Source organism: Psychrosphaera sp. HA2-10 (assembly GCF_055693745.1).
On the sequence record NZ_CM146341.1, the window covers coordinates 3,001,078 to 3,025,648 of the forward strand.

Genomic DNA, 24,571 nt, shown 5'->3' on the forward strand with positions numbered 1-24,571 from the left:
TTTGCGAGTTGTACCAATGTGATTATACGAATTGTAGTATATTCGCCAGTTATACTAATTTTAGTATATTTTCCTTCAGTCCTTTCTACTTGAACTCTGCTCACGAACCAACAGTTTCAACATCTAAGTCATCACCCAAAAAAGGCACTATTCATTGTGTCGCACAAAGTCGCTGAATAGCTTGACGCTTTTTTCCTGGAATTTACCAAACAGAAATACACTTCCAGACTTTTCCGAAGTAATTTTGGTTACGTGCAATGTTTGCTCGGCCTTATCAATGTCTATCGACATGCTGAATTCCTTCACTTTGATGGAAAAGGCAGGTGAGAAACTTTCGCTTGCTTTAATTTCTATGATTTTTACTTGTTCCTGTTCGACATCGAAATATAGCTTGCCTTCAAAAACTTTGTTTACGTCTTCTTCAAAAAACGGGAGGTAAGGCTTAAACGAATATATTCTGTATTGGCCTTCAGTTTTTAAATATTTGAGCGTGATGGCGGGCACAATTTCAATGTCTTTTGTATCGACCGGTGTGTCTTCACTTTGAATCTCTACCTGTATTTTTGCGTATTCGTTTAGCGTTGTTTTGGACGGTTTTTTGTTGTCCTGCTCCAGTAACTCCCATTGCTTTCCAGCTGGGCGGACTGGAGAGTAACGCTGAATTCGTTGTTGTAATTTGCCATTGTCTAGGCGGCTTTCAATGGTGTAACCCCAATTTCCAGTATCTTGTATTGAGTGCCATTGAATTGCTTTAACTTGCTGCTTTATTTTGACTAACGACGATTCATCTGCTGTGACAAGTTGAGCAGAGCAACCGAAAAGAATGACTATCGTAAATAAAATGCGATTTAGTGTGTTCATGATGTATTTCCTTAATTTTTAAGTTTGTCAGCGGATTCGGCTAAATTGATTTCATTGTCAATGCGATTTCTATCAATAAACAGATAGCGAGGATCGACAATGAGTTTTGAAGGAGGCTGGTCCAGTGTGAATGTAATACGGTTGCTGGTTCCAGCCATTTGAACGGATTGCAGTTCGGCAAGATAGAGTTCACCCATAACTTCCTGATAGGCCCCGACACTGATGTTGTGTGCGAATACTTTTTGTTGTGTCATGTCGTTAACGTGATGCTCATACTTGACGGCGGTTAAGTCAGCCGTGACTTGGAATTTGCCACTTGGTAACTTTTGAACCTCAGCATTGGTAATGCTTAAATCGTAAGTGACGATTGCAGTCAGCCACTCGTCTATAAGTTGATGATGCTGTACTGGCGAATTCGTTTTGATCTCTCGTATCAGGTCTAAGCTTGTCGCGTAATTTTGATAGGTATTTCCCTTTTTGCTCAGCAATGCGCGAAGTGCTTGGTTTAACGATTTTTCAGAGATCAAATGTCTTATTGCGTTAAAAACAACGGGGCCTTTGTGGTAGCGCAAGTACCGTTGGCCTAACAGTTTGTGGAGTGATGTTTCGCCTGTGGTGTCGGCGCTACGACCTTTTAAATATTGCATAGTGGAGTCAGCCATGACTTTATCTACATAGGATTCTCCATAGATATTTTTCATCACCATCAGTGCTGAATAGTCGGCTAGCGATTCGATTAATAACACTTCCCCCTCAGTTTTTGCCGAAGCCAGTTGATGGCCCCACCATTGATGAGCAACTTCGTGAGCAATTAGATAAGAAAAATGATCACGATCTTTATTAACTTCTTGTTTTTCCTTGAAACCTACATGCTCAGAAATAAAGATAGTGCCAGGGTAAGCTCGGGCAAACCCTCGGTTCGGGATCTCAACCAAATTTAACGTTGGAAAAGGGTAAGGTCCGTATTCCTGCTCAAAATATTCTAATGACTCGGCAGCGGTATTTAACATCAATTCAATATTTTTGTTATGACTTGGATGAAAATAGGCTGTGATAGTCGTGTCATTGTTGCGAAGAGAACTTGTTTGATATTTTGCAGAAGCAAACCCTAAAAAGTGAGAGATTTTGCGATCTACTTTGTACTGAAAGTAAGCTCGGCCGTCTTTGTTCCATTGACTTTTTAATTCACCGGGCGCAAATGCCATTTGTTCTGCATCTGTAGATATGATTGCTTCGAAGTCTATCCACTTTGCGTCTTTTTCATGACCATGTTTATCATATTGCGCGTCCTTTATTAGGGCAGGTAACGTGTTGCGCTCAGGTAAGCCTTTCTGTTGTCGTAACGCTTTACTGCGTAATTCATTGTCAGTGTTGTAACCAATATAAGGCAATAAACTACTACTATGGAAATAGCTTCCATTAGCCATCAATGAGATGTCTCTATCTTCATTTTTAAAGCCTTGTTTAGCCAGCTCAGTTGAAAATTTGAGTATTAGCTTACTTTGAGGTTTTAACGGCTTGGTTAATACAACCTCAATGACATCAAGATCATGTATTTTTGTTGAGCGATAGTCTTCGTCGACGCTAAAGATAAATGTTTGCGCTGGGTTTGGTAATGAAATTAAAAATCGCTCAATACTTTGGTTACCTTGGTTGACTAACCAATAACTCCCATCAATGTTGACCGCGTATTGGCTAGGGTAGAAGTCGACAGCTAGCGATACTTTTGTGATTACAGGCGCGTTCGTTTCTTTATATGACTTAAGCGCTGTTTCATAAGTAAGCTGTTTTTGTATTTGCTCTGTCGGAGTGACATAGTTGTTGATTATATTGGTATTGTAAAAAATATAACTGCCGGAAAATAACGTGATCAGAGCAGCTAGTTGCAATACTCGTACACCGGATTTTGACAATAAGTCGGTTAGTCGAGTAAACGCCGATAAAATTGATTCTTCCAAAGACCTTTTTGAAATCCCAAAGGCAATGATTGCGATGGTGATGGTAAACGCCGTCCAATAAACGGAAAACCAAAATAAGTTGCGAGTAAAGATGTCGTAGCCACTAAAGTCAGAGTAATAATGTGGACCTAAATCGGAGAATCGCAATAAGTTGTGTCCAATGCCTAACATCGCTGCTATATCGGATTTAAAAACCAGCAATATGCCACCGGCAAGCGCGAATCCGACATATTTATTGGCGGCAATATGGTGAATAGAAAGACTAAGGATTGATGCCAGTAAGAGCGGTAGGCCATAAATGGGCACTAATGAGAAGAATAAGAAAACATCATCCGCATAAAAGCCATTCCAAAGCTGATAAGCCACGCCTACTGAGATGACGACCGCAATCATCAGCAGAATCAAACAGGCCATTACGGTGACCTTAGACAAAAAGTAGAGCCAACTTGGTGCAGGTGTCACGGATAGGACATTATCAAATTGATGATCCTTCGCTCGCCACACCATTTCACCAGAGAACAAAATAACGATAAATAGACCAACTAAATCAAGCGGTTTAGCAACGTAAGGCAAGAGGGCGCTTGTATAGGCATATTGTACGCCGACAAAAAAGTTATTGTTCATCCCATTAAAAATGTAGGCCAATGAAAGTGCAGCAACCAGTCCGATTAACAATAGAAAAGGTAGGCTTCTTAGTGTCATTTTTAGCTCAAATAAAAGGTCAGTTCCAAAAGCTAGGCAATGAGAAAAATCAGTTTTAAAGGCTTTGTACGCAGTGTTGAGCGAGTTGCTGTTTGTGTTTCGTGTTAACACACCCAAGTTTTCGGCCTTTTTGCCTCCGCGCTTGACCATTTTTGACCGGCGTTTGTGACTCAAAGGCTTCACCAATAAGCTTATTAATAGACTCAGAGAAACTAATATCCAAATAATTCGGTTGTATAAGAAGTTGCCATCTAGATTGATCAATAATGTGTTTTTTTCTATGCGAGTCCAAAATTGTGTTTGTTCTAGAAACGCTGAGACTGCGAACGGATCAAGTAAACTTGCGTAGTTGATTTCGCCTCTTGCGATAGGGTCAGAAGCGGTGAACAACGCGGAGTCTAAAAACACAGCTGACATTAAGTAAAAAATATAAATACCAATGCCTGAAATAAACGTTGCTAGGGTAGTTTTAAATATGCTGGCACTAAAGAACAGTATGCTTACGGTAAACAACAGGTTAGGTAGAACCACCAAGCAAAGTGGCCACAACAAGTAGCTTAATTGGAACACGCCACTGATTTCTGCGTCATAATTGATAAGCAATGTCGGTAATAAAATTGCAGTAATGGCTCCTAATACTATGAGTAGGCTCATTAAAAAGAGGCTTGTGAACCGGCTTAAAATTAAGGTGTGATGCTTAATCGGTTTCGTTTGTACAAATGAACTAAAGTCATAACTTGTATCTCGAAGCGCCGAGTGAGCAGTAATTAGTGTGGTAGTAAAGATAGCGATTTGACTCAACATAGCCATCAAGTAGGTTATATTGTGTGGAGATAAAGCATAAACATCGCCACTTGTGACCACTCTTCCAGACAGTAAAAACCCGAGTAGAATTAGCATTAATAATGCAAACCACCATGAAAGCTGGCGGCTTAGGTACTTTATTTCAAACTTAAGTAATGGAAAAAACATTACTGACCTCCCGCTTTGTAATCTGAGTCAGAGTTTAATCCGGTGTTATTTAATGCGGCAAAGTAGGCATCCTCTAAGGTTGGTTCAGCAAGTGTAAAACCGTTTCCTGGATCAAGCTGGGAATGCACATGGATTACTCTTTCCAACCCATTGGTCTTGGTAGATAAGACATTGTAATTTTTATTGATGTACGATGAATCCAAATTGTTTGCTTGCTTGCACCAGACTTGGCCCTTTATTTCATCCATCAATGCTTGAGGCGAGCCTTGCTTTAATACTTGCCCTTTATTAATGATGGCCATGTCGGTACATAAGTCTTGAATGTCTTCTATGATGTGAGTAGACAAAATCAAGACGATATTTTTACCTACTTCAGAAAGCAGATTGTAAAAGCGATTTCGTTCTTCTGGATCGAGTCCCGCCGTTGGCTCATCAACCATAATAAGTTTTGGGTCGCCCAATAATGCTTGAGCAATACCGAAGCGTCGTTTCATACCGCCTGAAAACGTGGCTACATGGTTATTTCGATGTTCATAGAGGTTCGTTTGATGCAGCAGCGAAGCTACCTGTTCACGCCTTTCAGTTTCATTGGACAAGCCTTTCATTATGGCTAGGTAATCAAGTAACTCGAGTGCAGATACTCTTGGGTATACGCCGAAGTCTTGCGGCAAATAGCCTAAAACTTTTTTTATTTGATGTGGCTGAGTTAACATGTCTATGCCGTCAAATTTAATGCTTCCGGTATCTGGCATTTGTAATGTGGCCAACGTTCGCATAAAGCTAGACTTGCCTGCACCGTTTGGTCCTAATAAGCCAAACATGCCTTTATCTATTGATAAATTTATGTCGTTTAGTGCAGGAACGCCGTTATTATATACTTTGCTTAAACTTCTAATCGTTAACATTTCGACAACCCTCCGATACTGTGATTGTTGAAGCGTAAAATAAGCGAGTAAAATCAATGTAAAATTGTGCGATACGTTCTATTCTAATCGGTGTTCAAGGGGTTACTTTGGTTTTACATTCCAGCTTTACAATCAATATTGGTTCTGCCCTAAGTAAATGGGCAACGTGTATAAAGGAGGTAAAATGTGGCAAGCATTTTAGTAGTGGAAGACGATATTGATATCGCTATAGGCATTGGTGAGTTTATCGAAACATTAGATCTCGAATTGGACTTTGCTTACAACGGTAGGCAAGCTCAAGAAATGTTGTTATCTAGTGACTATGACCTGATCCTCCTTGATATCAATTTACCTCATATAAGTGGCTATGATATTTGCCAAAGTTTAATGCAAGACAATTTGGCCAGTGTGCCGGTTATCATGATGTCGGCGAATCAAAATGAGTCTGATGTATTAAAAGGCTTTCAATCTGGCGCTTGGGATTATCTAAAAAAGCCGTTTTCGTTCGCTGAGCTAAATGCACGAATAACGGTTGCATTAAGTAGAGTATCAACAAAAAAAGCAGCCACTATTTGTGTGAAGCAATTCTCGCTAGATGTTAAATCACAAACGTTGACAGACCAAAATGGTCACACGGTTCAATTACACAATATTGGTTTTTCTATCGTAAAGTTGATGATGGAAACGTCACCAAAAGTAGTTTCAACTTCTAAGATGATTGATACGTTATGGCCAGACGGATTGCCGAAAAGTAACCCATTACGGGCGAACGTCTATAGAGTTCGAAATCTACTCAAAGAGACCTTTGGGCAAGAGTTGGTGCACAGCGTTAAAGGAGTGGGGTATAAATTTGATGTGGAATTATAAGCCAACCTTAAAGGGCCGCGTAACCTTATGGGTCACGGTTTTGGCGCTTTCGCTATTCATTCTACTTTCGTTATTGACAATAATGATAACGTTGTCAAAAGAAGACTCAATGATCCACAGTGTGTTGCGCAATGTTGATAAGGGAACGCTCTCTTTAGATAGTCATGTCCGAGAGGTAAGTTTTGAAGAGCTGTTTGCACTTGGGTATCAGCATGCCAATAAAAATGAGTTATTAGAAAGAGTTGGTGGCTTTGGTGAATTTCCGTCGGGTGACAACTACTACCACTTTATGGTTTTACCGAATAGCGTTTTGTTAATTGAAAGCACCACTTTTGTTGCTAGCTCAACCGATATCTCTGCCATCATCCAGTTTTTATTAAAAGCTTTTCTGCCATTTTTTATAGCCGCATTTTTTTTATCTAGGATGATAGCAAATAGAGCGTTGAGTCCCTTCGATTCATTAAAAGCCAGTTTTTTAAAAGCGGACAAAACGTCGGCGGATATCAAAAGAGTTAACCTAGATATTAAAGAGTCCGATGTAAAACAAATTGCAGACGAACTTGTTTTAGCATTGGAACAAAAAGAACAGGTTCTTGAGCAACAAATACTTTTTAATCAGGGGGTCAGTCACGAGCTTAGAACGCCATTACAAGTAATGACTCATGCCATTGAATTGATCGGCCTAAAAAATCCAAACGTAAAAGAGCAAGATTCATATCAGCGGTTGGTTAATTCACTGGGCCGCATGCATCGTACTAGCGAAGCAATGCTTTGGTTGACATCTGCGGTTGAACCTACAAAGCACACTTTGGTAAATACTTGTCTTGCCAATCTGAACCAAGAAGTCCGTCAAACATTTAGTAATCATGGGCTGGTTATAAATGTGACCGAACATGCACAACTATTGCTGCCTATTCCTGAAGAGGTATTTGAGTTTATTTTGTTTAATTTGGCTCAAAATGCGGTGCACCATGCTCGAGAGGTAAATGGTACTAAACGACTTGAAATTGAAGTTGGTAATAACGCTATCTGCTTCAAAAATTTGATAAATGAGAGTGACGTCGACAGTTATAGTTTAACCAATAACTTTGGACTAGGTTCAGGCATAATTACAAAGCTGTGCCAACGATTTGGCTTACGAGAAGAAATCACCAATAGCGACAATATTTATCAGATAAAAATTAGTACAAATTGAACAAAGTATACGTAGATATACTTGCTGCCTTAAAGTGGATAATTAATAAAGAGCTTTGTTATGAATAGACCCCTATTACTTGTATGTTTTATGTTCTTGTTATCTGCCAACGCCGATGCTCACGCCAACACCAACGCCAACGCGGATGCCAACACCAGTGCCCAAGCCGCGACTCCAGCAAAAGGCGACATTGAAACCATCGTGGTCACCGCATCGCGTGTGCCCCAAGACTTAAGCGCAGTTGCAAGAACGGTGGATGTGATTGACGCTGCGCAAATTTCGCTGACTAACCACGCGCATGTTCAAGAGTTATTTAATCAAATGCCAGGGGTGAATTTTCATCGCAATAGTGGGCAAGAGTATCTCGCTGCTATCCGGTCGCCCGTGTTAACCGGTGCAGGTGCTTGTGGTGAATTTTTGATGTTGGAAAACGGCATTCCACTCCGCCCGGCGGGCATGTGTAACGTAAATGAATTGTTTGAAGCAAATCACTATTGGGCTAACTCGGTTGAAATATTACGCGGGGCATCGGCTTCGCAATACGGCTCGAACGGGCTTCATGGCGTGGTTAATCTAGTTATGCCGCAGTTACCTGATGGCATCGGTGAAACGGATTTAACACTAGGCAGTTACGACTATTATAAATTGCGTCACGCGAGCCAATTAGATGATTGGAGCTTGGCTTTTTCAGTGGTTGATGATGGCGGTTTTCGAGATGACTCGGGCGTGAAACACCAAGTTGGCACCTTAAAACATCAAGGCGAGTCGGGTGATTATGACGTAACAAGTTGGTTAACGGCATTTAATTTAGATCAGGAAACGGCAGGTTACCTTGTTGGTGAAGGTGCTTATAAAGACAAGACAGTTATAAAAACCAATGCGAACCCTGAAGCGTATCGAGAGGGCGATGGCTTTCGCTTGTATCAAACTTATCGTTGGCAAAATGGGCTTGTGATTTCACCGTATCTTCGTTATTCAAACATGGCGTTTAAGCAGCACTTTTTACCAGGCCAGCCAACGGAAAAGAACAGTCAAACAAGCCTAGGTGTGCAGACTTCCAACAATTGGCGCGTGAATGACTCTGTAGATATTAATTATGGCGTTGATGCTGAACTCGCAGCGATGTCGCTGTTGCAGTTTCAGGATGAGAAAACCGAGGGCTCTGCCTTTTTGCAGGCAACCATTCCAACGGGCAAACATTATGACTACAAGGTCGATTCAAAAAACATAGCGTCCTTTGTGGTGACTAATATTAAAATGTCTCCTGAGCTAAATCTAAATATTGGAGCAAGAGCCGAGTATATTGAGTTTGATTATCGCAATGAAATGGTGTCAGGCCGCACCGACGAGTTGGGGCAAGCCTGTGGTTTTGGTGGATGTCGATATAGCCGACCTGAAAATCGAGTTGATGACTATTTTCAACTGTCACCGCAATTGGGGGCGACTTATCAATTAGCAAATAACAGTCAATTGTACGGCTCTTTAATTCATGGTTTTCGTTCACCACAGGCAACGGAGTTGTATCGATTACAACGAGCGCAAACCGTAGCGGATTTAGATCCTGTTGAGTTAAAAGGCTTTGATGGTGGTTGGCGCTTTCAAGATGAAAATTTATCGTTGGATATCGCATTTTATCAGTATAAAAAATCCAATGGCATCATTCGAAATACCGACTTTTTTAATATTAGTGGTGCTAAAACCAAACATCGCGGCGTAGAAATTAGCTTTGAAACTGTATTAACAGAGACGTTTAGTCTGGCTGTAAATACCTCGTTTGCGCATCATACTTACCGCAATAATCCCGGTATAAGTGAATCAAACGCTGGTGGCTCGGATATTATTGGTCTGGATATAGATACTTCACCCAATGAAATGGCGAATGTATTTTTGAATTATCAATCCAATGCGTGGTCTTGGCAGTTGCATGGCCAATATAACGGAGAGTATTTTACCGACGTGGAAAATCAACACCGTTACCCAGGGCATACGCTGTTTCACGTTCGGGCAAGTTACCAATTAAACGCGAAGGTGTTGTTCGGTGTTAGATTACAGAATGTAACGGATGAGAGATATGCTGAACGCGCCGATTATTCTTCTTTTGCTGGCTATCGATACTTCCCAGGCAAACCACGTTCGATAAATATTTCAATTAGTTATCAGTATTGACCCGGAGGGCGAAGCTGACACTTCAATACCCCTCGAGTCGGTTTGATAGTTTAATGGTGGTTACATGGTTTCTTGTTTGGAAACAGGCGTGTAATCCAATTCTAACTCTATCGTTGTTACATTAGGGTCTTTTTTCAGTTGTTTATAGTTTAAAACTAAATCAGAAGGACTTTTCGGTGTGAGCGAATACGTATTTTCGGCGAGCTCAGAAATATCGTAATTATTTTCCCATCCTAGAATAGGGGTGTTCGGCTTGGTAACGACAATTATGTTTCCTGTCGCAATGGCTGTTTGGTTTACAGAACGATCAAATAACGCAACCCCTTTAACCACAGGCAGGGCTTGTGCAACTAAAGTGGTATTATTTATTAGTAACGTACCTTTGGTAGCGTCAACTCTAGTATCGATTAGCTCCATCTTGGGTATAGCTTTGACCTGTTTTTCGCTGGTCACCTGAGACTCTTTTAAATTCAATGGAGTTGAAGCCACTTCTTTTTGAGTCTCTTTTTCAACTTCAGAGGTTGATGATTCGTTGTTACAGGCACTCAGTGTTGTTGCTAAGAGAGCAATTCCAAAAATAGTTAATGTCTTTTGCGCCATTTCAGTTCCTTATTAATTTAGTTAATTGCATTAGAGCAGGTTTACACGTTGAAAATTATTATCTCGATAGTGCAAAAATGTAACAAAATATTATGGATTAATTATCGACCAAATAAATCTCTTTAAAATCAGTATTATAACGTTTTGTGATATTTGTGGCTAAACAAATATAAAGATAGGGTATTGCAAAGAGGACAGGTTTCCGACTATTTTGGAGACAACTGTAAATAAATATAAAACAACAAGCTATTACAGTTGCCCTGCATTTCAGGGGAATAAATTCGTTTTATAATCGAAAACACAAGGAATAAACATGATAGATTTTAAAATGGCCGGCGTATCTGCTGCAGTATCTTTGGTACTCGCAAGTGCGGCTACTCAAGCTGCACCAGAAGGTCAGCTAACCAAAACCGTAAAGGGCAACCAGTTTAATCAAGTTAAAGGTAGTTATGATGCTGCTGTTCAAAAAGCATTAGCGTCTCAACCTACAGTTTCAGGTTTAAAAAGCCATTATGACAACGAATTAGGTAAAGCGACGTTCGTATGGGCGCCAGCTTCGATTAAAGGACCTAACTTATCTGATGTTGCTGCAAAAGATAAAGCAGCGGCGGCAAGTAATCACTATTTAAACGCACTATTAGGCCAATCGGTTACTAAAGGTGGCGTATCTCAAGTTAAGCTAGCTAACCTACACGACGAGGGCAAAGGCACTCGAATTGCTAAATATAAGCAAGAAGTATTAGGTGTAGAAGTATTCAATCGTGAATTTAATATCATGATGGATAAAGAGTTTAACCTAGTTGCATCATCTGGTTTCCTAGCTCGTAATGTTGTTCCTGAAGGTCAAGTTTCTCCAGCGTTTGCATTTGGTAGTGCAGAAACGGCAATTAGAAACGCATTTCAAGACGCGACAAACAACCAAGTTAATGTTGCATTAACTCCTACTCAAGAAAAAGGTAAATTTGCACACTTTAAAGCTCAAGGTGCAGAAAATGGTTTACTTGTAGGTAGCGAAACTCGCGCGAAAAAAGTTTACTTTGATGCGAGCAATGGTCTTATCCCAGCTTACTATTTAGAAGTTGAAGTATCAGAAGTTGATAGCGTTACAAGTAACCTATACAGCTATGTAGTTGATGCTAATACTGGCAAAGTTCTTTCTAAAAACAACCTAACAGTAGATGATTCTGTTTTCCACTACAGAGCTTATGCAAAAGCTGACTTAACACCAATGCAAGGTCCTCACGGTGATGTTGTTCCTGCTCTAGAACCAGGCAACGACACTTCAGTAATTTTGGATGCGCCTCTAGTATCGGTTTCAAGCATGCCGTTCCTTAGCACACAGGATCCATGGTTAGAAGAAGGTTCAACTATTACTGCTGGTAACAATGCTGTTGCATATGCCGACGTAATTGCACCAGATGGCTTCAGCCCAGGTGACTTTACTGCTGAAACGACAAGTGACCAAACGTTTGATTATGTTTTAGATGACACAAAACGTGCAAACAGCGTAGGTAACAGAAAAGCGGCAATCGTTAACTTGTTCTACATGTCTAACTTCTTACACGATTATTACTACGATTACGGTTTTGACGAAGCGTCAGGTAATGCTCAGGCATCAAACTATGGCCGTGGTGGTGTAGAAAACGATCCACTTCGTTTAGAAGCACAAGATAACTCAGGTCTTAACAATGCAAACATGTCTACACCAGCAGACGGTAGCAGCCCAAGAATGCAACAATTCTTGTGGACAGACAAAGATGCAACGCTTGGTGAAGACTGGGGCATTACAGTAACAAATTCTGACGACTTAGGCTTATTAAGCACAAGCCAATTAGCGTCATTTGGTCCACAACAATATTCTGTTGCAGGTACGGTTGTTCGTATTGATGACGGTACTGGCGTAGGTACAGACGGTTGTGAGCCAGCGGTTAACGCAGCAGATTTAGAAGGCAACATTGCTATTATCGACCGTGGTGCTTGTGCATTTACAGCTAAGGTGCTTAACGCTCAAGCAGCCGGTGCGATAGGCGCGATTATCGTAAATAACAACGATGATGGCACACCAGCTCCAATGGGTGGCGCAGACGATGCAGTATCAATTCCTTCTCAAGGCTTAAGCTTTGCAGACGGTGCGTCTATATATAGCTTAATCGATGCTGATGAAGCAGTTGATGTGAGCATGTTTAGTACATTCCCACTTAAAGACTCTACCTTCGACAACGCGGTAATCGCGCACGAATTTGGTCACTATATGCAAAACCGTCTAATTGGTAATGCAAGTGGTCTAACTAACTTCCAAGGCCGCGCCATGGGTGAAGGTTGGTCAGACGTCCACGCAATGTTGTTCGTAACCAAAGAAGAAGATCTAGAGATTGAAGGTAACGAAGAATTTGGTTTAGGTTATGGCGTTGGTACATACGTAGCAGACTTCTTCTACGGTATCCGTCGTGCTCCATATACTACTGATATGGATGTTAACCCTTACACATTTGGTCATATCACAACAGGTGCAGGTCCAGCTGGATTCCCTACAACGTCAAATGCTTCTCCACATGGAGCGGGTGAAATTTGGGCAGTTTCATTATGGGAATTCTATGTTTCTATGATCAATGAGCACGGTTTTGCTGAAGCAAAAGACAGAATGTCTCGTTATGTAGTTGAAGGTTATAAGTTAACTCCTGTAACACCAACTTATACAGAAGCTCGTGATGCTATCCTAGCTGCAGCAATGTCTAATGACGACGCAGACTTTGACTTAGCTATTGCGGCGTTCGCTAAACGTGGTATGGGTCTAGGTGCGGTATCTCCATCTCGTTTCTCAACTGACCTATCAGGTGTAGTTGAAAGTGCTTCTGTTGAACTAGCTGCATTCTCTGCGGTATCTGTAGATTTAAATGCAGATTACGACGGTGAAACTGCTGGTTTCTGTACAGCGGATGGCGTCCTAGATAAAGGCGAAACAGGTACTATTTCTGTAACGGTTGCAAACACGGGTAGTGAATCTTTAGAAGGCATTACTGCACAAATCACTGTTGAAGGTGATGCAGATGTGACTATCGAAAATGACGGTCTTGTAACATTTGGCGCATTATCACCATTTACAAGAAGCACAAGTGATGCATTAAAAGTTACTATCAATGACGCGTCTACTGCGGATGATATCTCGTTTGTTGTTACCTTCCCTGAAGCAGTTGAAGGCGATGACACAGTAGAAGCTGAAGACTTTACGTTACCAGTGACTGTTAACTTTGACTTCGAGAAAGTTGATCCTACTAACTTAACCACATTTGACGACATGGAAGATGCAAGTACGTTTGCTGACTGGTCTGTGAATGTGATGGACGGTGGTGATGCTGCTTCTGACCTAGCCTTCTTTGATGGCGTGAACACTGGATACTTCCAATCGTTCGCATCAGGTACAAACTTAGGTGCGCAAACATTACGTATGGCGGATTTAGCAGCTATCTCTGATGTTGGTTATGAAACAGCTGAGTTTGAAGTAGGTTATGCTGGTGACTTCACTGTTTCTTTCTGGCACGCATACTGGTTAGAGTCTGGTTATGACGGCGGTGTTGTTGAGCTAAGCGTTAACGGAAGTGCTTGGCAAGACGTTACAGACTTCGGTGGTGAGTTCTTAGTATCTGGTTATAGTGAAATCATTCCTTCAGATGTACAAGATCAGCCGTTAGCCGGTCGTCCTGTATTCTCTGGCCAAAACTTCGCTCCAGCTGCTGCTAACGGTGGTTTAGAAGTGATTAACTTTGGTGAAGCGTTAAACGGTAACATGGTTAAGTTCCGCTTTAGACTTGCAACCGACAGTGCTGTTAGCACATTCGGCTGGTGGGTTGATAACGTAACATTTAGCAATGTTGCATCACCAATGTTCTCAGAAGTTACAACAGGTGTTGTTGAGTCGTGTGATAACTCAGCACCTCGTTTAGTTTCTGTAACTGAAAGCGTAAGCGTAAACGAAGGCGAGTCAGTATCATTGACTGCTGAAGGTTTCGACAGAAACACAGACGATACGTTAACTTACACTTGGACTCAAACAGGTGGCGATGAGGTAACTATCACTGGTGCAGACACTGCAACTATGTCGTTCACTGCTCCTCAAATCTCAGCTAATATTGAAATGAGTTTCCAAGTTGTGATTTCAGATGGTAAAGATTCAGTGAGTGCAACTAGTTCTGTATCTGTTGCAGACGTACCTGAGTATGTTGAGCCGCCTAAGCGTGATACTGGTGGTAGCTTCGGTTGGGCAGCATTGCTGTTACTTCCATTAGCTATGCTAAGAAGACGTACTAAGCGTTAATCGTGTAGATTAAATATACGTTAATCTAAAGTTAAAGCCTCTCTGTGCAAACAGAGGGGCTTTTTTATGTCTTAAATATAAGTATCAACTTCATTAAATTAGATGAAGAAATGATTAAGATAAGCGGCACTGCGGAGGGTTTTACAAAGGTGAGTGGAAAAGTATTTAAGCAAGACTATTTTAAAAGTGAATCATCAATTTCAATGAACTGATCAACCGCGTCTATAAGTAAATTAGCAGTGAGCCTTTCTACCCCAATAACGGCCGTTGTAATAGCATGGCGTTGCTTAATTGTGCGCATGAGTAACTCAAAGTCACCGTCACCAGATAATAGTATGATGGTGTCCACCTCTGGCGCGGCATCCATTATGTCAATTGTGATACCTACGTCCCAGTCGCCTTTAGCACTGCCATCTTGCCGTTGAATATATGGTTTAAGCTTTACATTAAATCCAATATGACGAAGCGCATCTTGAAATTTTCTTTGACCATCATTGTTGCTATCAATCGCGTAGGCATTGGCATAAACAATATTGCCTTTACCTTCGATGTCAGCCCAAAATTTACGATAATCAAAGGAGCGATTAAACACTTCCTTAGTGGTGTAATAAATATTTTGAACATCGACAAAAATCGCGACGTTACCTAGTGAGGTACTGTTAGTAAAATCGGTGTTCATGACTTAAATCTTATAAAGTTCTAAATGAAACGCAGTGTCTATTGCTCATTGTAATTTTGCAAGCCTATAAAGGTTAAATGTAACAATTTATTACAACATTCAATTAACGATTTATTTTGATAATTACTTATATACAATGAAAAAAACAAAAAATATAAAGGGAATTTCCTTGAAAACATTCAATCCTATTTTATTGCTACTTTTACTAGTAATAAGTGCCTCCGGCATTGCTGCTTCCAAAAACGGTCTGAACTATCAACACTTCGCCCATTTACCGTTGATTGCTAAAGCGTCTGTCTCTCCAAATGGGCAATTCATTGTCGGCATTTTAAACAGTGAAGAAGGTCCGTCGGTTGTAGTTTCTAAATTCGCTAGTCCCGACTTAAATACGATAGCAATGTTAAAAGAAGGCCAAGATCGTATTGACTGGATCACTTGGGTTGGTTCAAAGAGACTATTGATATCGGCTAGTTATTCTGCGGAATATGGAAAAAAACGCTGGAGACAAAGTCGATATTTCGCCGTTGACGTCGATGGCTCAAACTTGGTAGAAATAAAAGCGCCAAATTATAGACAAGCAACTTCTTGGGAACGTGAATGGTCTAAACAAATTACATTAATTGACCGTTTACCAGAAGATAACGATCATATATTAATACAAGTTTATGACTATAAAGATAAGGCGCAAGCCGTATTCAAAGTAAACATTAATACAAATGACTTTGAGAAGTTATTTATCAACAGATACAACGTTAGCCAGTGGATAGTAGATAACAATGGTAATGTAGTATTTGGTTTTGGTACGAAAGATGGTGAACCAGACGTTCTGCAAAATTGGATAAAAGATCCGAAAACGAACGACTGGAAAATGATCAAAGAATACAAAAACATGGTAAGTGATACTTTTGAACCAGTTGGTTTTCAAGACGGAAAATTATTAGTTCTGAGTGATAGAGAATTACGCAGAACAGCACTATGGTCTTTTGATGTTACCACGGGTGAGTTTGGTGAAATGATTTATGCCCACGACAAGTATGACTTATCGGGTGTTATATTTAACAGTGACCGCACTCGATTAATTGGTGTTGAATATCGTGAACACTTTTATAAATCACATTACTTTGATCAAGAAGATGCTAACCTGAATAAATTAGTAGCAAACAGTTTCCCAGGCTATCAAACAGTTATCACTGGCCGTAGTAAAGATAGCAAGCAGTTACTTGTTATGGCGTATAAGAACGATTCACCAACAAAGTATTTTTGGCTAGACTTGAAGCAGAAAAAAGGTGGTTTTTGGTTCAGCCAGTACCCATATTTAGAGGGCAAAGCACTTGGTAAAACTGAGCCTATTTCTTATACGGCCCGTGATGGGATTGAAATCCCAGGTTATTTGACTCTACCAGCAGTAAAGTCTAGCAAAGCTTTACCACCTTTGGTGATATTACCTCACGGCGGACCTTTTGGTGTTCGAGATGATCAAGGTTTTGACTATTTTGTACAGTTCCTTGCTAATTTAGGCTATGCAGTGGTTCAACCTAACTATAGAGGGTCAGGTGGATACGGCTCTAATTACCAGTCTATCGGTTACAAAGAGTGGGGCTTAGCCATGCAAAATGACTTGTATGATGCCATAGAATGGATTAAAGCAAATAAGATTGCCGATACTACTAATGCTTGTTTTGTCGGTTGGAGTTATGGGGGTTACGCGGCGTTAACAGCAGCTTACCAAAAACCAGATGATTATAAGTGTATTGTGAGTATTGCGGGCGTTAGTGACATTATGATGCATGCAGATGAAAACTCTAGACGTAAAAGTGCGTTAACTGATTTTACACGTATAGCAATTGGCGATGTTGATAATGAAGAAGATGCACAACAGTTAAAACAAGCATCAGCGATTAACTATATTAATAAAATAAAAGCGCCTATGCTTTTAATTCACGGACAAAACGATACTCAAGTTCACTTTAACCAGTCCTCTGACTTTTATGAAGCTGCTGATGATGCTGGTCTTGATATTGATTATGTTGAGTATGAAACTGGTACGCATTATTTAGATGAGTACAACAATCGCCTAGATGCGTTTAAGCATATTGAAAAATTCTTGAAGAAGCATCTGAAAGCGAAGTAATTAAAAGTTAACGATTGAAAAGAGGGCCAAACGTATTTGTTTTGGCCTTTTTTTATGGAAAAAATATAGGTAAGTCTATGAAAGCATTTGTTACGGGCGGCACAGGTTTTTTAGGTATCAACTTAATTCGACAATTGGATGCACTTAATTGGCATGTAACTGCAATATGCCGTGTAAACTCTGATACGAGTGCGCTAGCAGACATACCTGTTGATTGGCGAACCGGAGAAATTACTAATGAGGCCGATGTAGATGCTTGTATGGATGAGGATGTTGATGTCGTTTTTCATTTAGCCGGTGATACTAATTTATGGCAACGAAACAATCCACAACAGCACCTTGTAAATGTCACTGCTACCCAGCACGTTGTCGACAGCGCGTTAAAAAAAGGAATTGCTAAGTTCATTCATACTTCTTCAATCTCAGCATATGGGTTTCATAAAGAGGTAATAACTGAGGCGTCTTCAAGCACGGCTCTGAAATCAAAGGTTAACTATTTAAAAACTAAATATCTTGGCGAACAGATCGTTAAAAATGCAGTTAAGGAACGTGGCCTAGCAGCGGTAATATTAAATCCATGCGCAATCATGGGACCTTATGACAAGCACAATTGGTCACAGTTATTTACATTAATAAAACATGACGCATTGCCTGGCGTACCAAGTGGAGAGGGCTCGTACTGTCATGTTCGTGAAGTGGCAAAAGCTCATATATCTGCAGTAACACAGGGAACAATAGGTGAAAACTATATACTTGCAGGTGTTGATCACAGCTTTTTAGAAGTTGTTAATAAAATAGCGATCAAGCTCTATAAGCCAAAATACAATAAAACGATATCGCCAGTGTTACTAAAGTTTATCGCTCGATGTAGTAATTTATGGTCCTTCATTTCAAGGAAAGAACCAAACATGACGCCTGAAAAGGCATTGATGGTTACCGAACGAGTGTTGGCGATTAGCGATAAAGCCGTAAATGAACTTGGCTATAATGACAAAGTTCCGCTAGATGAAATGTTAAACGACTGTTACGAATGGCTGAAACAGGAACATATCATTTAGCCTGTGATTATAGAGATAAATGTCTTAGTAAACGTTCCATAGAACGATAGCCTAACGCCTCTGCGATATGTGACCGCTCTATTTGGTCCTCACCGTTTAAATCGGCAATCGTTCGAGCCACTTTTAGTATTTTATGGTAAGCGCGAATGGACATCTTAAACCGAATAAGAGTATCTTCTAAAAATTTTGTATCTTGGAATGACAGGGCGCAGTGAATTGCCGTCTCTTTACTAGATAATAAGGCGTTTGGTTTCCCAGCGCGTTTCATCATTATTTCTCGAGCGGCCAAAACTCGACGTGATATTGATGCCGACGATTCATTTTGGTTGTCGTGACGTATCTCGCCATTATTCATAGGGCCATTATTTTTTTCTTCATTGTCCAATCGCTCAGAATGGATTGTTGATAAGGTGCCTTTTGGCAACGCAGGTACCTCTATTTGAAGGTCGATACGATCTAAAAATGGGCCAGATATTCGACTCAGGTATTTTAAAACTTGCTCCGAAGTACATCGCCCGTCCATATGATGACCCGTTGGACTTGGGTTCAATGCTGCGATGAGCTGAAACTGCGCTGGAAACTCTACTTGCAGCGACGCCCTCGAAATACAAATATTGCCAGTTTCTAGCGGCTCGCGAAGCGCATCTAATGTATATCGACTAAATTCTGGAAGCTCATCTAGAAATAAAACGCCGTGATGAGCAAGGCTTATTTCGCCAGGCCTTGGTGGTCTTCCACCTCCCGTTAATGCGACTGCAGTAGATGTGTGATGCGGAGCTCGAAACGGTCGCTCCCGCCAATGCTTAAAATTAAAAGGCTTGCCACTAATAGAGTTTACAGCAGCGGATTGCAAAGCTTGTTCGTCGGTTAGGGGCGGTAAAATGGTACTTAATCTTCTTGCTAACATCGACTTACCGGTACCTGGTGGCCCTAAAAAAAGTAAGTTGTGTTGACCTGCGGCCGCTATTTCTAAAGCGCGTTTAGCCATCGGTTGGCCAATGACATCAGACATATCTAGCCTTGATAAATGAGGTTCATGATTTTGTTGGTTAGCATCTAACGGCCAATCTTGTTGTGGAGTTGCTAATGGATTTCCTCCTTTAAAATGTTCTACTACTTTAAAAAGGCTGTTGGCCGACAGTAACAAGGCCTTTTCAATGATTGTGGCTTTTATTGCATTGCTCTGTGGCAATATACAGGTTCGGTTTGCCGATAAGCATGCAAGGGCAGAAGGTATTTCTCCAACAATAGGTCTGATATCGCCGTTTAAACCAAGTTCACCAAGAAATTCATATTGATAAAGTTGTTTATCGGAAATTTGTTTGCTTGCCGCCAAGATTCCCATGGCGATTGCTAAGTCGAAGCGTCCCCCTTCTTTTGGTAAGTCAGCGGGCGCCAAGTTGACGGTAATGCGGCGCTGTGGAAATTCTAAACCTGAATTAATAATTGCACTTCGGACTCGGTCTTTTGACTCCCGAACGGTAGTCTCAGGTAGTCCAACAATGGTAAAGGAAGGTAATCCGTTTGATAAATGCACTTCAATAGTAACAATTGGTGCTTCAATACCAATTCTTGCCCGACTAAATATGATTGCGAGAGACATTATTTACCCAACTGTTCATTAAACAATCAGTTATAGTATTTAAAATAAATATCGCGATAAATCCTGTACTTATATAACCAACAACTAGACCTTCTGATCCGACCTGTCAGCTATTACGTACGACTGAGGTGTAATATATATGCAAATTTAGCTTTATTTTTTGTTAAAAATGAATAAACTGGTAAGACATCGTACCAGTTGTGCGTGAGTTGTCCCAAACATGGTCTATACTAAGATAAGTTACGGCCGAGGGATAAGTAGCGTTAATTTGGAAATACTTTATTTAATCATATTGAGGGGCGAAACATGAGCCTAAGAACAAAATTCAAGAAAATACTTCCTGAAATCTCTCGAACTGAGCAAGAAGCGTTAGACGCAGGTGACACGTGGATTGAAGCCTCTATTTATCAAGGCGCACCTGATTTTGATACGCTGTTAAACACTGCACCGTCAAAATTAACTGACGAAGAGCAAGCGTTCATTGATGGACCGTTAGCAGAATTATTAGAAATGCTTAACGATATGGAAGTGCATAACAGCAATCACATTCCACCACACGTTATGCAGCACTTAAAAGACAACAAGTTTTTCTCTTTTATCATTCCAAAAGCATTTGGCGGTTTAGAATTTAGCGCATACGCGAGTTCAACAATCGTAGCTCAAATCTCTACTAAGAGTAACCCAATCGCAACAACCGTGATGGTACCTAACTCATTGGGCCCAGGCGAGTTACTTGCGCACTACGGTACAGAAGAACAACAAAATCACTACCTACCTCGTTTGGTTGATGGTCGTGATATCCCATGTTTTGCACTAACTAGCCCTGAAGCGGGTTCTGACGCTGGTGGTATTCCAGACCGTGCAATCGTAACTAAAGGCATGTACAACGGCGAAGAAGTTGTTGGTTTACGTGTTACTTGGGAAAAACGTTATATTACACTAGCACCTATCGCTACTTTAGTTGGTCTAGCGGTTAAAGTATTTGATCCAGATGGATTAATTGGTGCTGAGAAAGACTTAGGTATCACTTGTTTACTACTTCCTGCTGACTATGAAGGCGTAGAAACTGGTAATCGTCATAACCCATTAGGCGTAAACTTCTACAACGGTACTACTCGTGGTACTGATGTATTTGTCCCAATGGAGTTCGTAATCGGTGGCCAGAAGAATGTTGGTCGCGGTTGGCAAATGCTGGTTGCATGTTTAGGTGCAGGTCGTGGTATTTCATTACCGGCAAACGGTTGTGCAACTGGACACGCATGTTTGAAGTCTACTTCTGAGTACGCGGCAATCCGTGAACAGTTTGGTATGCCAATTGGTAAATTTGAAGGTATTCAAGAACAGTTAGCACTTATCGGTGGTTTAACTTATAACCTTGAAGCAATGCGTCATTTAGTACTTAACTCGCTAGACTTAGGTTTCAAACCTTCTGTTATTACTGCAATGGCGAAGTACCACATGACTGAGCTTGGTCGTGACACGCTAGAAGCAGCGATGGACGTTCAAGCAGGTAAAGCAATTCAAATGGGTCCTGGTAACGTATTGGCTACGGCTTATTTTGCAACGCCAATCGGTATTACTGTTGAAGGTGCAAATATCCTGACTCGTAACCTTATGATCTTTGGTCAAGGTGCGACTCGTTGTCACCCATATGTACAAGACTTAATTACTGCAATTCACTCAGAAGAGTCGGATGCAGATGCGAAATTCAACGCCTTGTTCCGTAAAACAATTGGTTACAGCGTGAAGAACTTCTTCCGTGGTTTAACAACGGCCTATGTTCCAGGTGTTGGTGGTTCAAGCAACCCAGACAAGCTAGTTGCTAAGTTTGAAAAACGTATTAAACGTCTATCAAGTATATTAGCGGTTCAGTCTGACTTTGCATTGTTAGTATTAGGCGGTGACCTTAAGCGTAAAGAAATGTTATCTGCACGTTTAGGCGACATTCTTAGCTTCTTGTTCATGGCGATGGGTAACATTAAGTTTTACTTACAAAGTGAAAACCGTAAGGAACTAACACCTTATTTCGACTATGGTACTCGTTGGGCATTACAACAAGCAGAAGAAGCATTAGAAGCTTATGTTGATAACTTCCCTAACCGTTTTGTTGCTGGATTCTTAAAAGTATCAACTGGTAACGCTTTCTTAGGTAAAACTAAGATCTCTGACAAGTTAATTACTGACTTAGCTGAAGCAACGTTACGTAACGATGGCGCGAAAGAAGAGTTAACAAGCCTAGTAAGCATGAAAGGTCGTGATGGTTTCACTGTTCTTTCTGACGCATACAAAGCGAAGTTAGATGTACTTCCTTTACTAGACAAAATTAAGAAAGCTCAGCGTACAGGTAAAGTAACTAAGCAATTAACGTTTGAAGAGTTAGTAGAAGTTTCACTACAAGCAAACGTTGTTACAGCTGAAGAAAGCGATAAGTTGATGGCTTACAACGAAAAACGTAAGCTTGCGATTGCCGTTGATGAGTATACGTTTGATATGGAACTACTATCAAATATCGACGAGCCTAAGCCAATTTTAAAAACAGCTTAATCAATACTGAAAGGTAGAGTCGTTAATTTACAGCGGCTCTTAACTAAATCAGAATTATTAAAACCAGTCTTCGGACTGGTTTTTTTGTGCTTAAAGTTTGGCATGGGAAAGTGATTCTGTTTGTGCAATTTTACACAGGGGTTCTTTGGGTCGTATTTGAATAGTCTATGAGGTACTTATACGCATAAAAAAAAGCAGCGGATAAGCCGCTGCTTTTATGTGTAAACAATGTTAAATCGAACTGTGTTTACTTATCTTTCTGGCCGTATGTTTTACCAAAGAAGCTATCGTCATTCCATGTTGGACGTTGATCAGCTGCTGCAACTTCTCTTGCTATACCAATATTAATCTCAGTGAATAGTTTTGCTGAGTTATAGTTAATTGGTAAATCCAACGAGTCGCTTGGTTGGTGGTAGTGATTTGCAAAGAAGTCACCCCAAACTTTACCGCCATCTTCGCCTTCAGTTTTAGAGGTAAAGCCAGTCATTAAGAAAACAGCTGGAACACCTTGTTTAACGAAGTTGTAGTGATCTGAACGAGTAAAGATTGCTTGTTCAGGCATTGGGTCTGGGCTTAGTGCAATATCAAATTTTCCAGCGGCTTTTTCTACGATTGAACCCATTGAACTATGATTCGCACCAAAAGCAATAATGTCAGCAAAATCATAAAGTAGAACTGGCATATCAAGGTTAATGTTCGCAACCATGTCGTTCACAGGAACGGTTGGATTGTTAGCATAGTAGCTTGAACCAAGTAGCCCTTTTTCTTCACCAGTAACAACCGTAAATAGAACTGAACGACGCATAGGTGCTGATTCTGTTAATACGCGAGCGGTTTCAAGTAAAATTGATACGCCAGACGCGTTATCCATAGCACCATTATTGATACGATCTTTTTTGCTTACGTCTTGTGCATATCCAATGTGATCAAGATGTGCAGTAAATACTACGTACTCGTCTTTTAATTTTGGATCAGTTCCCGGAAGGATAGCGACGATATTTGGTGAAGAAATTTCTTCATGCTTTGATTTAGACGCTAAAGAAAGTTTCGCATCCAATGGAAAACCTTTAACAGGCTGGTTTTCCGAATCAGCGTTAAAGATATCTTCTAAAGAGGTTGGTGCATTTGCGAATAACTTTTCTGCAGCACTGATATTTAAATATGCGCCCATTTTGATATTTTCATATCCACCAAAAGGGTTACCATCGTTGTCTATCCAACGCATTGATGGCGCACGTAAATAGTTTAGAGAGCTAGTATATGGACGTACTTTTTCACGTTTAGGTGTATGAAGAGATACAACACCAACCGCACCGCGCTCTGCAGCAAAACGTGTTTTTTCACGACTTAGGTGAGCGCCTTCTTCTGATGGCCAAGCTTCTGGGCGACCACGAAGAGTAACAACAATTTTGCCCTCAACGTCTAGTCCTTCGTAATCATTGTAACCAAAGTCTTCCGCTACTATGCCATAACCCACAAAAACAACTTCAGCTTCTAACGCAGAATCTGTTGCAGCCATGTTAGGACCAGTAATGTAATCCTGCGGGTACTTTAATTCAATTGTACCAGCATCGGTAATAATTGATGCTTTAGGGCTTTGCTGATCTAAAAAGCCTTTTCGAAAGGTAACTGGTTGCATGTATGAACCGTCGATACCAGCAGGTTGTAGGCCCATTTTTTTGAATTCTGTTGCTACATATAATGCTGCACGGTCATAACCTTTGCTGCCTGTATCACGACCTTCTAGAAGGTCATCAGCTAAAAATTCTAGGTGAGCTTGGATACGTGATTTTTCTACCTCAACGTTAGTTTGTTCGACTTTTTTGTCAGAACAGGCAGTAGTGACTGCCAACACTAACATCAGGCCAACGCTAGATATTATTGTTTTCATATTATTTGCTTACTTTTTGGATGGAAATCAGTATTCTAGTTTACACACTTAGTTTCTTAAAAACGGTAGTGAAAACCTCCTGTTGTTTTGCACATTCCGCCAAATTGGCGAATTGCACACGCCTAAT

Annotated in this window: 14 protein-coding genes; 7 read left to right on the plus strand and 7 right to left on the minus strand. The window is 40.6% G+C overall.

All coding sequences use genetic code 11. The features are described from left to right. Nucleotides 1-147: 147 nt before the first annotated feature. The 3 genes from ACZ1GV_RS13675 to ACZ1GV_RS13685 are packed head-to-tail and all read right to left on the minus strand — an operon-like array spanning nucleotide 148 to nucleotide 5,398. Nucleotides 148-861, minus strand: a complete 714-nt coding sequence (locus ACZ1GV_RS13675; protein WP_472674647.1) for a hypothetical protein — start codon at nucleotides 859-861, stop codon at nucleotides 148-150. 11 nt (nucleotides 862-872) lie between these two features. Next, nucleotides 873-4,493, minus strand: coding sequence for an ABC transporter permease/M1 family aminopeptidase (locus ACZ1GV_RS13680; protein WP_472674648.1), 3,621 nt, complete (start codon nucleotides 4,491-4,493; stop codon nucleotides 873-875). After that, nucleotides 4,493-5,398: an ABC transporter ATP-binding protein gene (locus ACZ1GV_RS13685; RefSeq protein ID WP_472674649.1), complete on the minus strand. Its 906-nt coding sequence runs from the start codon at nucleotides 5,396-5,398 to the stop codon at nucleotides 4,493-4,495. The genes ACZ1GV_RS13680 and ACZ1GV_RS13685 overlap by 1 nt, the downstream gene beginning before the upstream one ends. Before the next feature lie 186 nt (nucleotides 5,399-5,584). Between ACZ1GV_RS13685 and ACZ1GV_RS13690 the strand changes: the two genes are divergently transcribed. From ACZ1GV_RS13690 to ACZ1GV_RS13700, 3 genes are all read left to right on the plus strand, one after another. Continuing rightward, complete coding sequence (locus ACZ1GV_RS13690) at nucleotides 5,585-6,265, plus strand: response regulator transcription factor (protein WP_472674650.1); 681 nt, start codon at nucleotides 5,585-5,587, stop codon at nucleotides 6,263-6,265. Nucleotides 6,266-6,374: 109 nt separating this feature from the next. Then, nucleotides 6,375-7,460, plus strand: coding sequence for a sensor histidine kinase (locus ACZ1GV_RS13695; protein WP_472674651.1), 1,086 nt, complete (start codon nucleotides 6,375-6,377; stop codon nucleotides 7,458-7,460). A gap of 60 nt (nucleotides 7,461-7,520) precedes the next feature. Beyond that, nucleotides 7,521-9,626 carry a TonB-dependent receptor gene (locus ACZ1GV_RS13700; RefSeq protein WP_472674652.1) on the plus strand — a complete coding sequence of 702 codons (2,106 nt, stop codon included), beginning with the start codon at nucleotides 7,521-7,523 and terminating at the stop codon, nucleotides 9,624-9,626. A gap of 60 nt (nucleotides 9,627-9,686) precedes the next feature. Here ACZ1GV_RS13700 and ACZ1GV_RS13705 read toward each other — a convergent pair whose 3' ends face one another. Beyond that, a complete protein-coding gene (locus tag ACZ1GV_RS13705) occupies nucleotides 9,687-10,226 on the minus strand; it encodes a hypothetical protein (protein WP_472674653.1) in 540 nt (179 codons plus the stop codon). 313 nt (nucleotides 10,227-10,539) lie between these two features. Between ACZ1GV_RS13705 and ACZ1GV_RS13710 the strand changes: the two genes are divergently transcribed. After that, nucleotides 10,540-14,538, plus strand: coding sequence for a rhombosortase-dependent M36 family metallopeptidase (locus ACZ1GV_RS13710; RefSeq protein ID WP_472674654.1), 3,999 nt, complete (start codon nucleotides 10,540-10,542; stop codon nucleotides 14,536-14,538). A gap of 175 nt (nucleotides 14,539-14,713) precedes the next feature. Here ACZ1GV_RS13710 and ACZ1GV_RS13715 read toward each other — a convergent pair whose 3' ends face one another. Beyond that, a complete protein-coding gene (locus tag ACZ1GV_RS13715; RefSeq protein WP_472674655.1) occupies nucleotides 14,714-15,217 on the minus strand; it encodes a LabA-like NYN domain-containing protein in 504 nt (167 codons plus the stop codon). Nucleotides 15,218-15,386: 169 nt separating this feature from the next. Here ACZ1GV_RS13715 and ACZ1GV_RS13720 point away from each other — a divergent pair, with 169 nt between their 5' ends. Beyond that, nucleotides 15,387-17,348, plus strand: a complete 1,962-nt coding sequence (locus tag ACZ1GV_RS13720; RefSeq protein ID WP_472674656.1) for an alpha/beta hydrolase family protein — start codon at nucleotides 15,387-15,389, stop codon at nucleotides 17,346-17,348. A 77-nt stretch (nucleotides 17,349-17,425) separates the two neighbouring features. Continuing rightward, nucleotides 17,426-18,406, plus strand: a complete 981-nt coding sequence (locus ACZ1GV_RS13725) for an NAD-dependent epimerase/dehydratase family protein (RefSeq protein ID WP_472674657.1) — start codon at nucleotides 17,426-17,428, stop codon at nucleotides 18,404-18,406. Nucleotides 18,407-18,413: 7 nt separating this feature from the next. Here the strand turns inward: ACZ1GV_RS13725 and ACZ1GV_RS13730 are convergent, their stop codons facing one another. Then, the gene (locus ACZ1GV_RS13730; RefSeq protein ID WP_472674658.1) at nucleotides 18,414-20,009 is read right to left on the minus strand and encodes a YifB family Mg chelatase-like AAA ATPase; all 1,596 of its coding nucleotides are present in this window, start codon (nucleotides 20,007-20,009) and stop codon (nucleotides 18,414-18,416) included. A gap of 306 nt (nucleotides 20,010-20,315) precedes the next feature. Here ACZ1GV_RS13730 and ACZ1GV_RS13735 point away from each other — a divergent pair, with 306 nt between their 5' ends. Beyond that, nucleotides 20,316-22,553 (plus strand): acyl-CoA dehydrogenase, encoded by a 2,238-nt coding sequence (locus ACZ1GV_RS13735; protein ID WP_472674659.1) that lies wholly within the window; start codon nucleotides 20,316-20,318, stop codon nucleotides 22,551-22,553. 247 nt (nucleotides 22,554-22,800) lie between these two features. Here ACZ1GV_RS13735 and ACZ1GV_RS13740 read toward each other — a convergent pair whose 3' ends face one another. Continuing rightward, a complete protein-coding gene (locus ACZ1GV_RS13740) occupies nucleotides 22,801-24,444 on the minus strand; it encodes a M28 family metallopeptidase (protein WP_472674660.1) in 1,644 nt (547 codons plus the stop codon). Nucleotides 24,445-24,571: the final 127 nt, after the last annotated feature.

What these genes read in the sequence shown, in the direction of transcription:
- ACZ1GV_RS13730 (WP_472674658.1), bottom strand. Translation starts at nt 20,009, where the DNA reads ATGTCTCTCGCAATCATATTTAGTCGGGCAAGAATTGGTATTGAAGCA.
- ACZ1GV_RS13740 (WP_472674660.1), bottom strand. Translation starts at nt 24,444, where the DNA reads ATGAAAACAATAATATCTAGCGTTGGCCTGATGTTAGTGTTGGCAGTC.
- ACZ1GV_RS13710 (WP_472674654.1), top strand. Translation starts at nt 10,540, where the DNA reads ATGATAGATTTTAAAATGGCCGGCGTATCTGCTGCAGTATCTTTGGTA.
- ACZ1GV_RS13705 (WP_472674653.1), bottom strand. Translation starts at nt 10,226, where the DNA reads ATGGCGCAAAAGACATTAACTATTTTTGGAATTGCTCTCTTAGCAACA.
- ACZ1GV_RS13675 (WP_472674647.1), bottom strand. Translation starts at nt 861, where the DNA reads ATGAACACACTAAATCGCATTTTATTTACGATAGTCATTCTTTTCGGT.
- ACZ1GV_RS13735 (WP_472674659.1), top strand. Translation starts at nt 20,316, where the DNA reads ATGAGCCTAAGAACAAAATTCAAGAAAATACTTCCTGAAATCTCTCGA.
- ACZ1GV_RS13695 (WP_472674651.1), top strand. Translation starts at nt 6,375, where the DNA reads ATGATCCACAGTGTGTTGCGCAATGTTGATAAGGGAACGCTCTCTTTA.
- ACZ1GV_RS13725 (WP_472674657.1), top strand. Translation starts at nt 17,426, where the DNA reads ATGAAAGCATTTGTTACGGGCGGCACAGGTTTTTTAGGTATCAACTTA.
- ACZ1GV_RS13685 (WP_472674649.1), bottom strand. Translation starts at nt 5,398, where the DNA reads ATGTTAACGATTAGAAGTTTAAGCAAAGTATATAATAACGGCGTTCCT.
- ACZ1GV_RS13680 (WP_472674648.1), bottom strand. Translation starts at nt 4,493, where the DNA reads ATGTTTTTTCCATTACTTAAGTTTGAAATAAAGTACCTAAGCCGCCAG.
- ACZ1GV_RS13700 (WP_472674652.1), top strand. Translation starts at nt 7,521, where the DNA reads ATGAATAGACCCCTATTACTTGTATGTTTTATGTTCTTGTTATCTGCC.
- ACZ1GV_RS13715 (WP_472674655.1), bottom strand. Translation starts at nt 15,217, where the DNA reads ATGAACACCGATTTTACTAACAGTACCTCACTAGGTAACGTCGCGATT.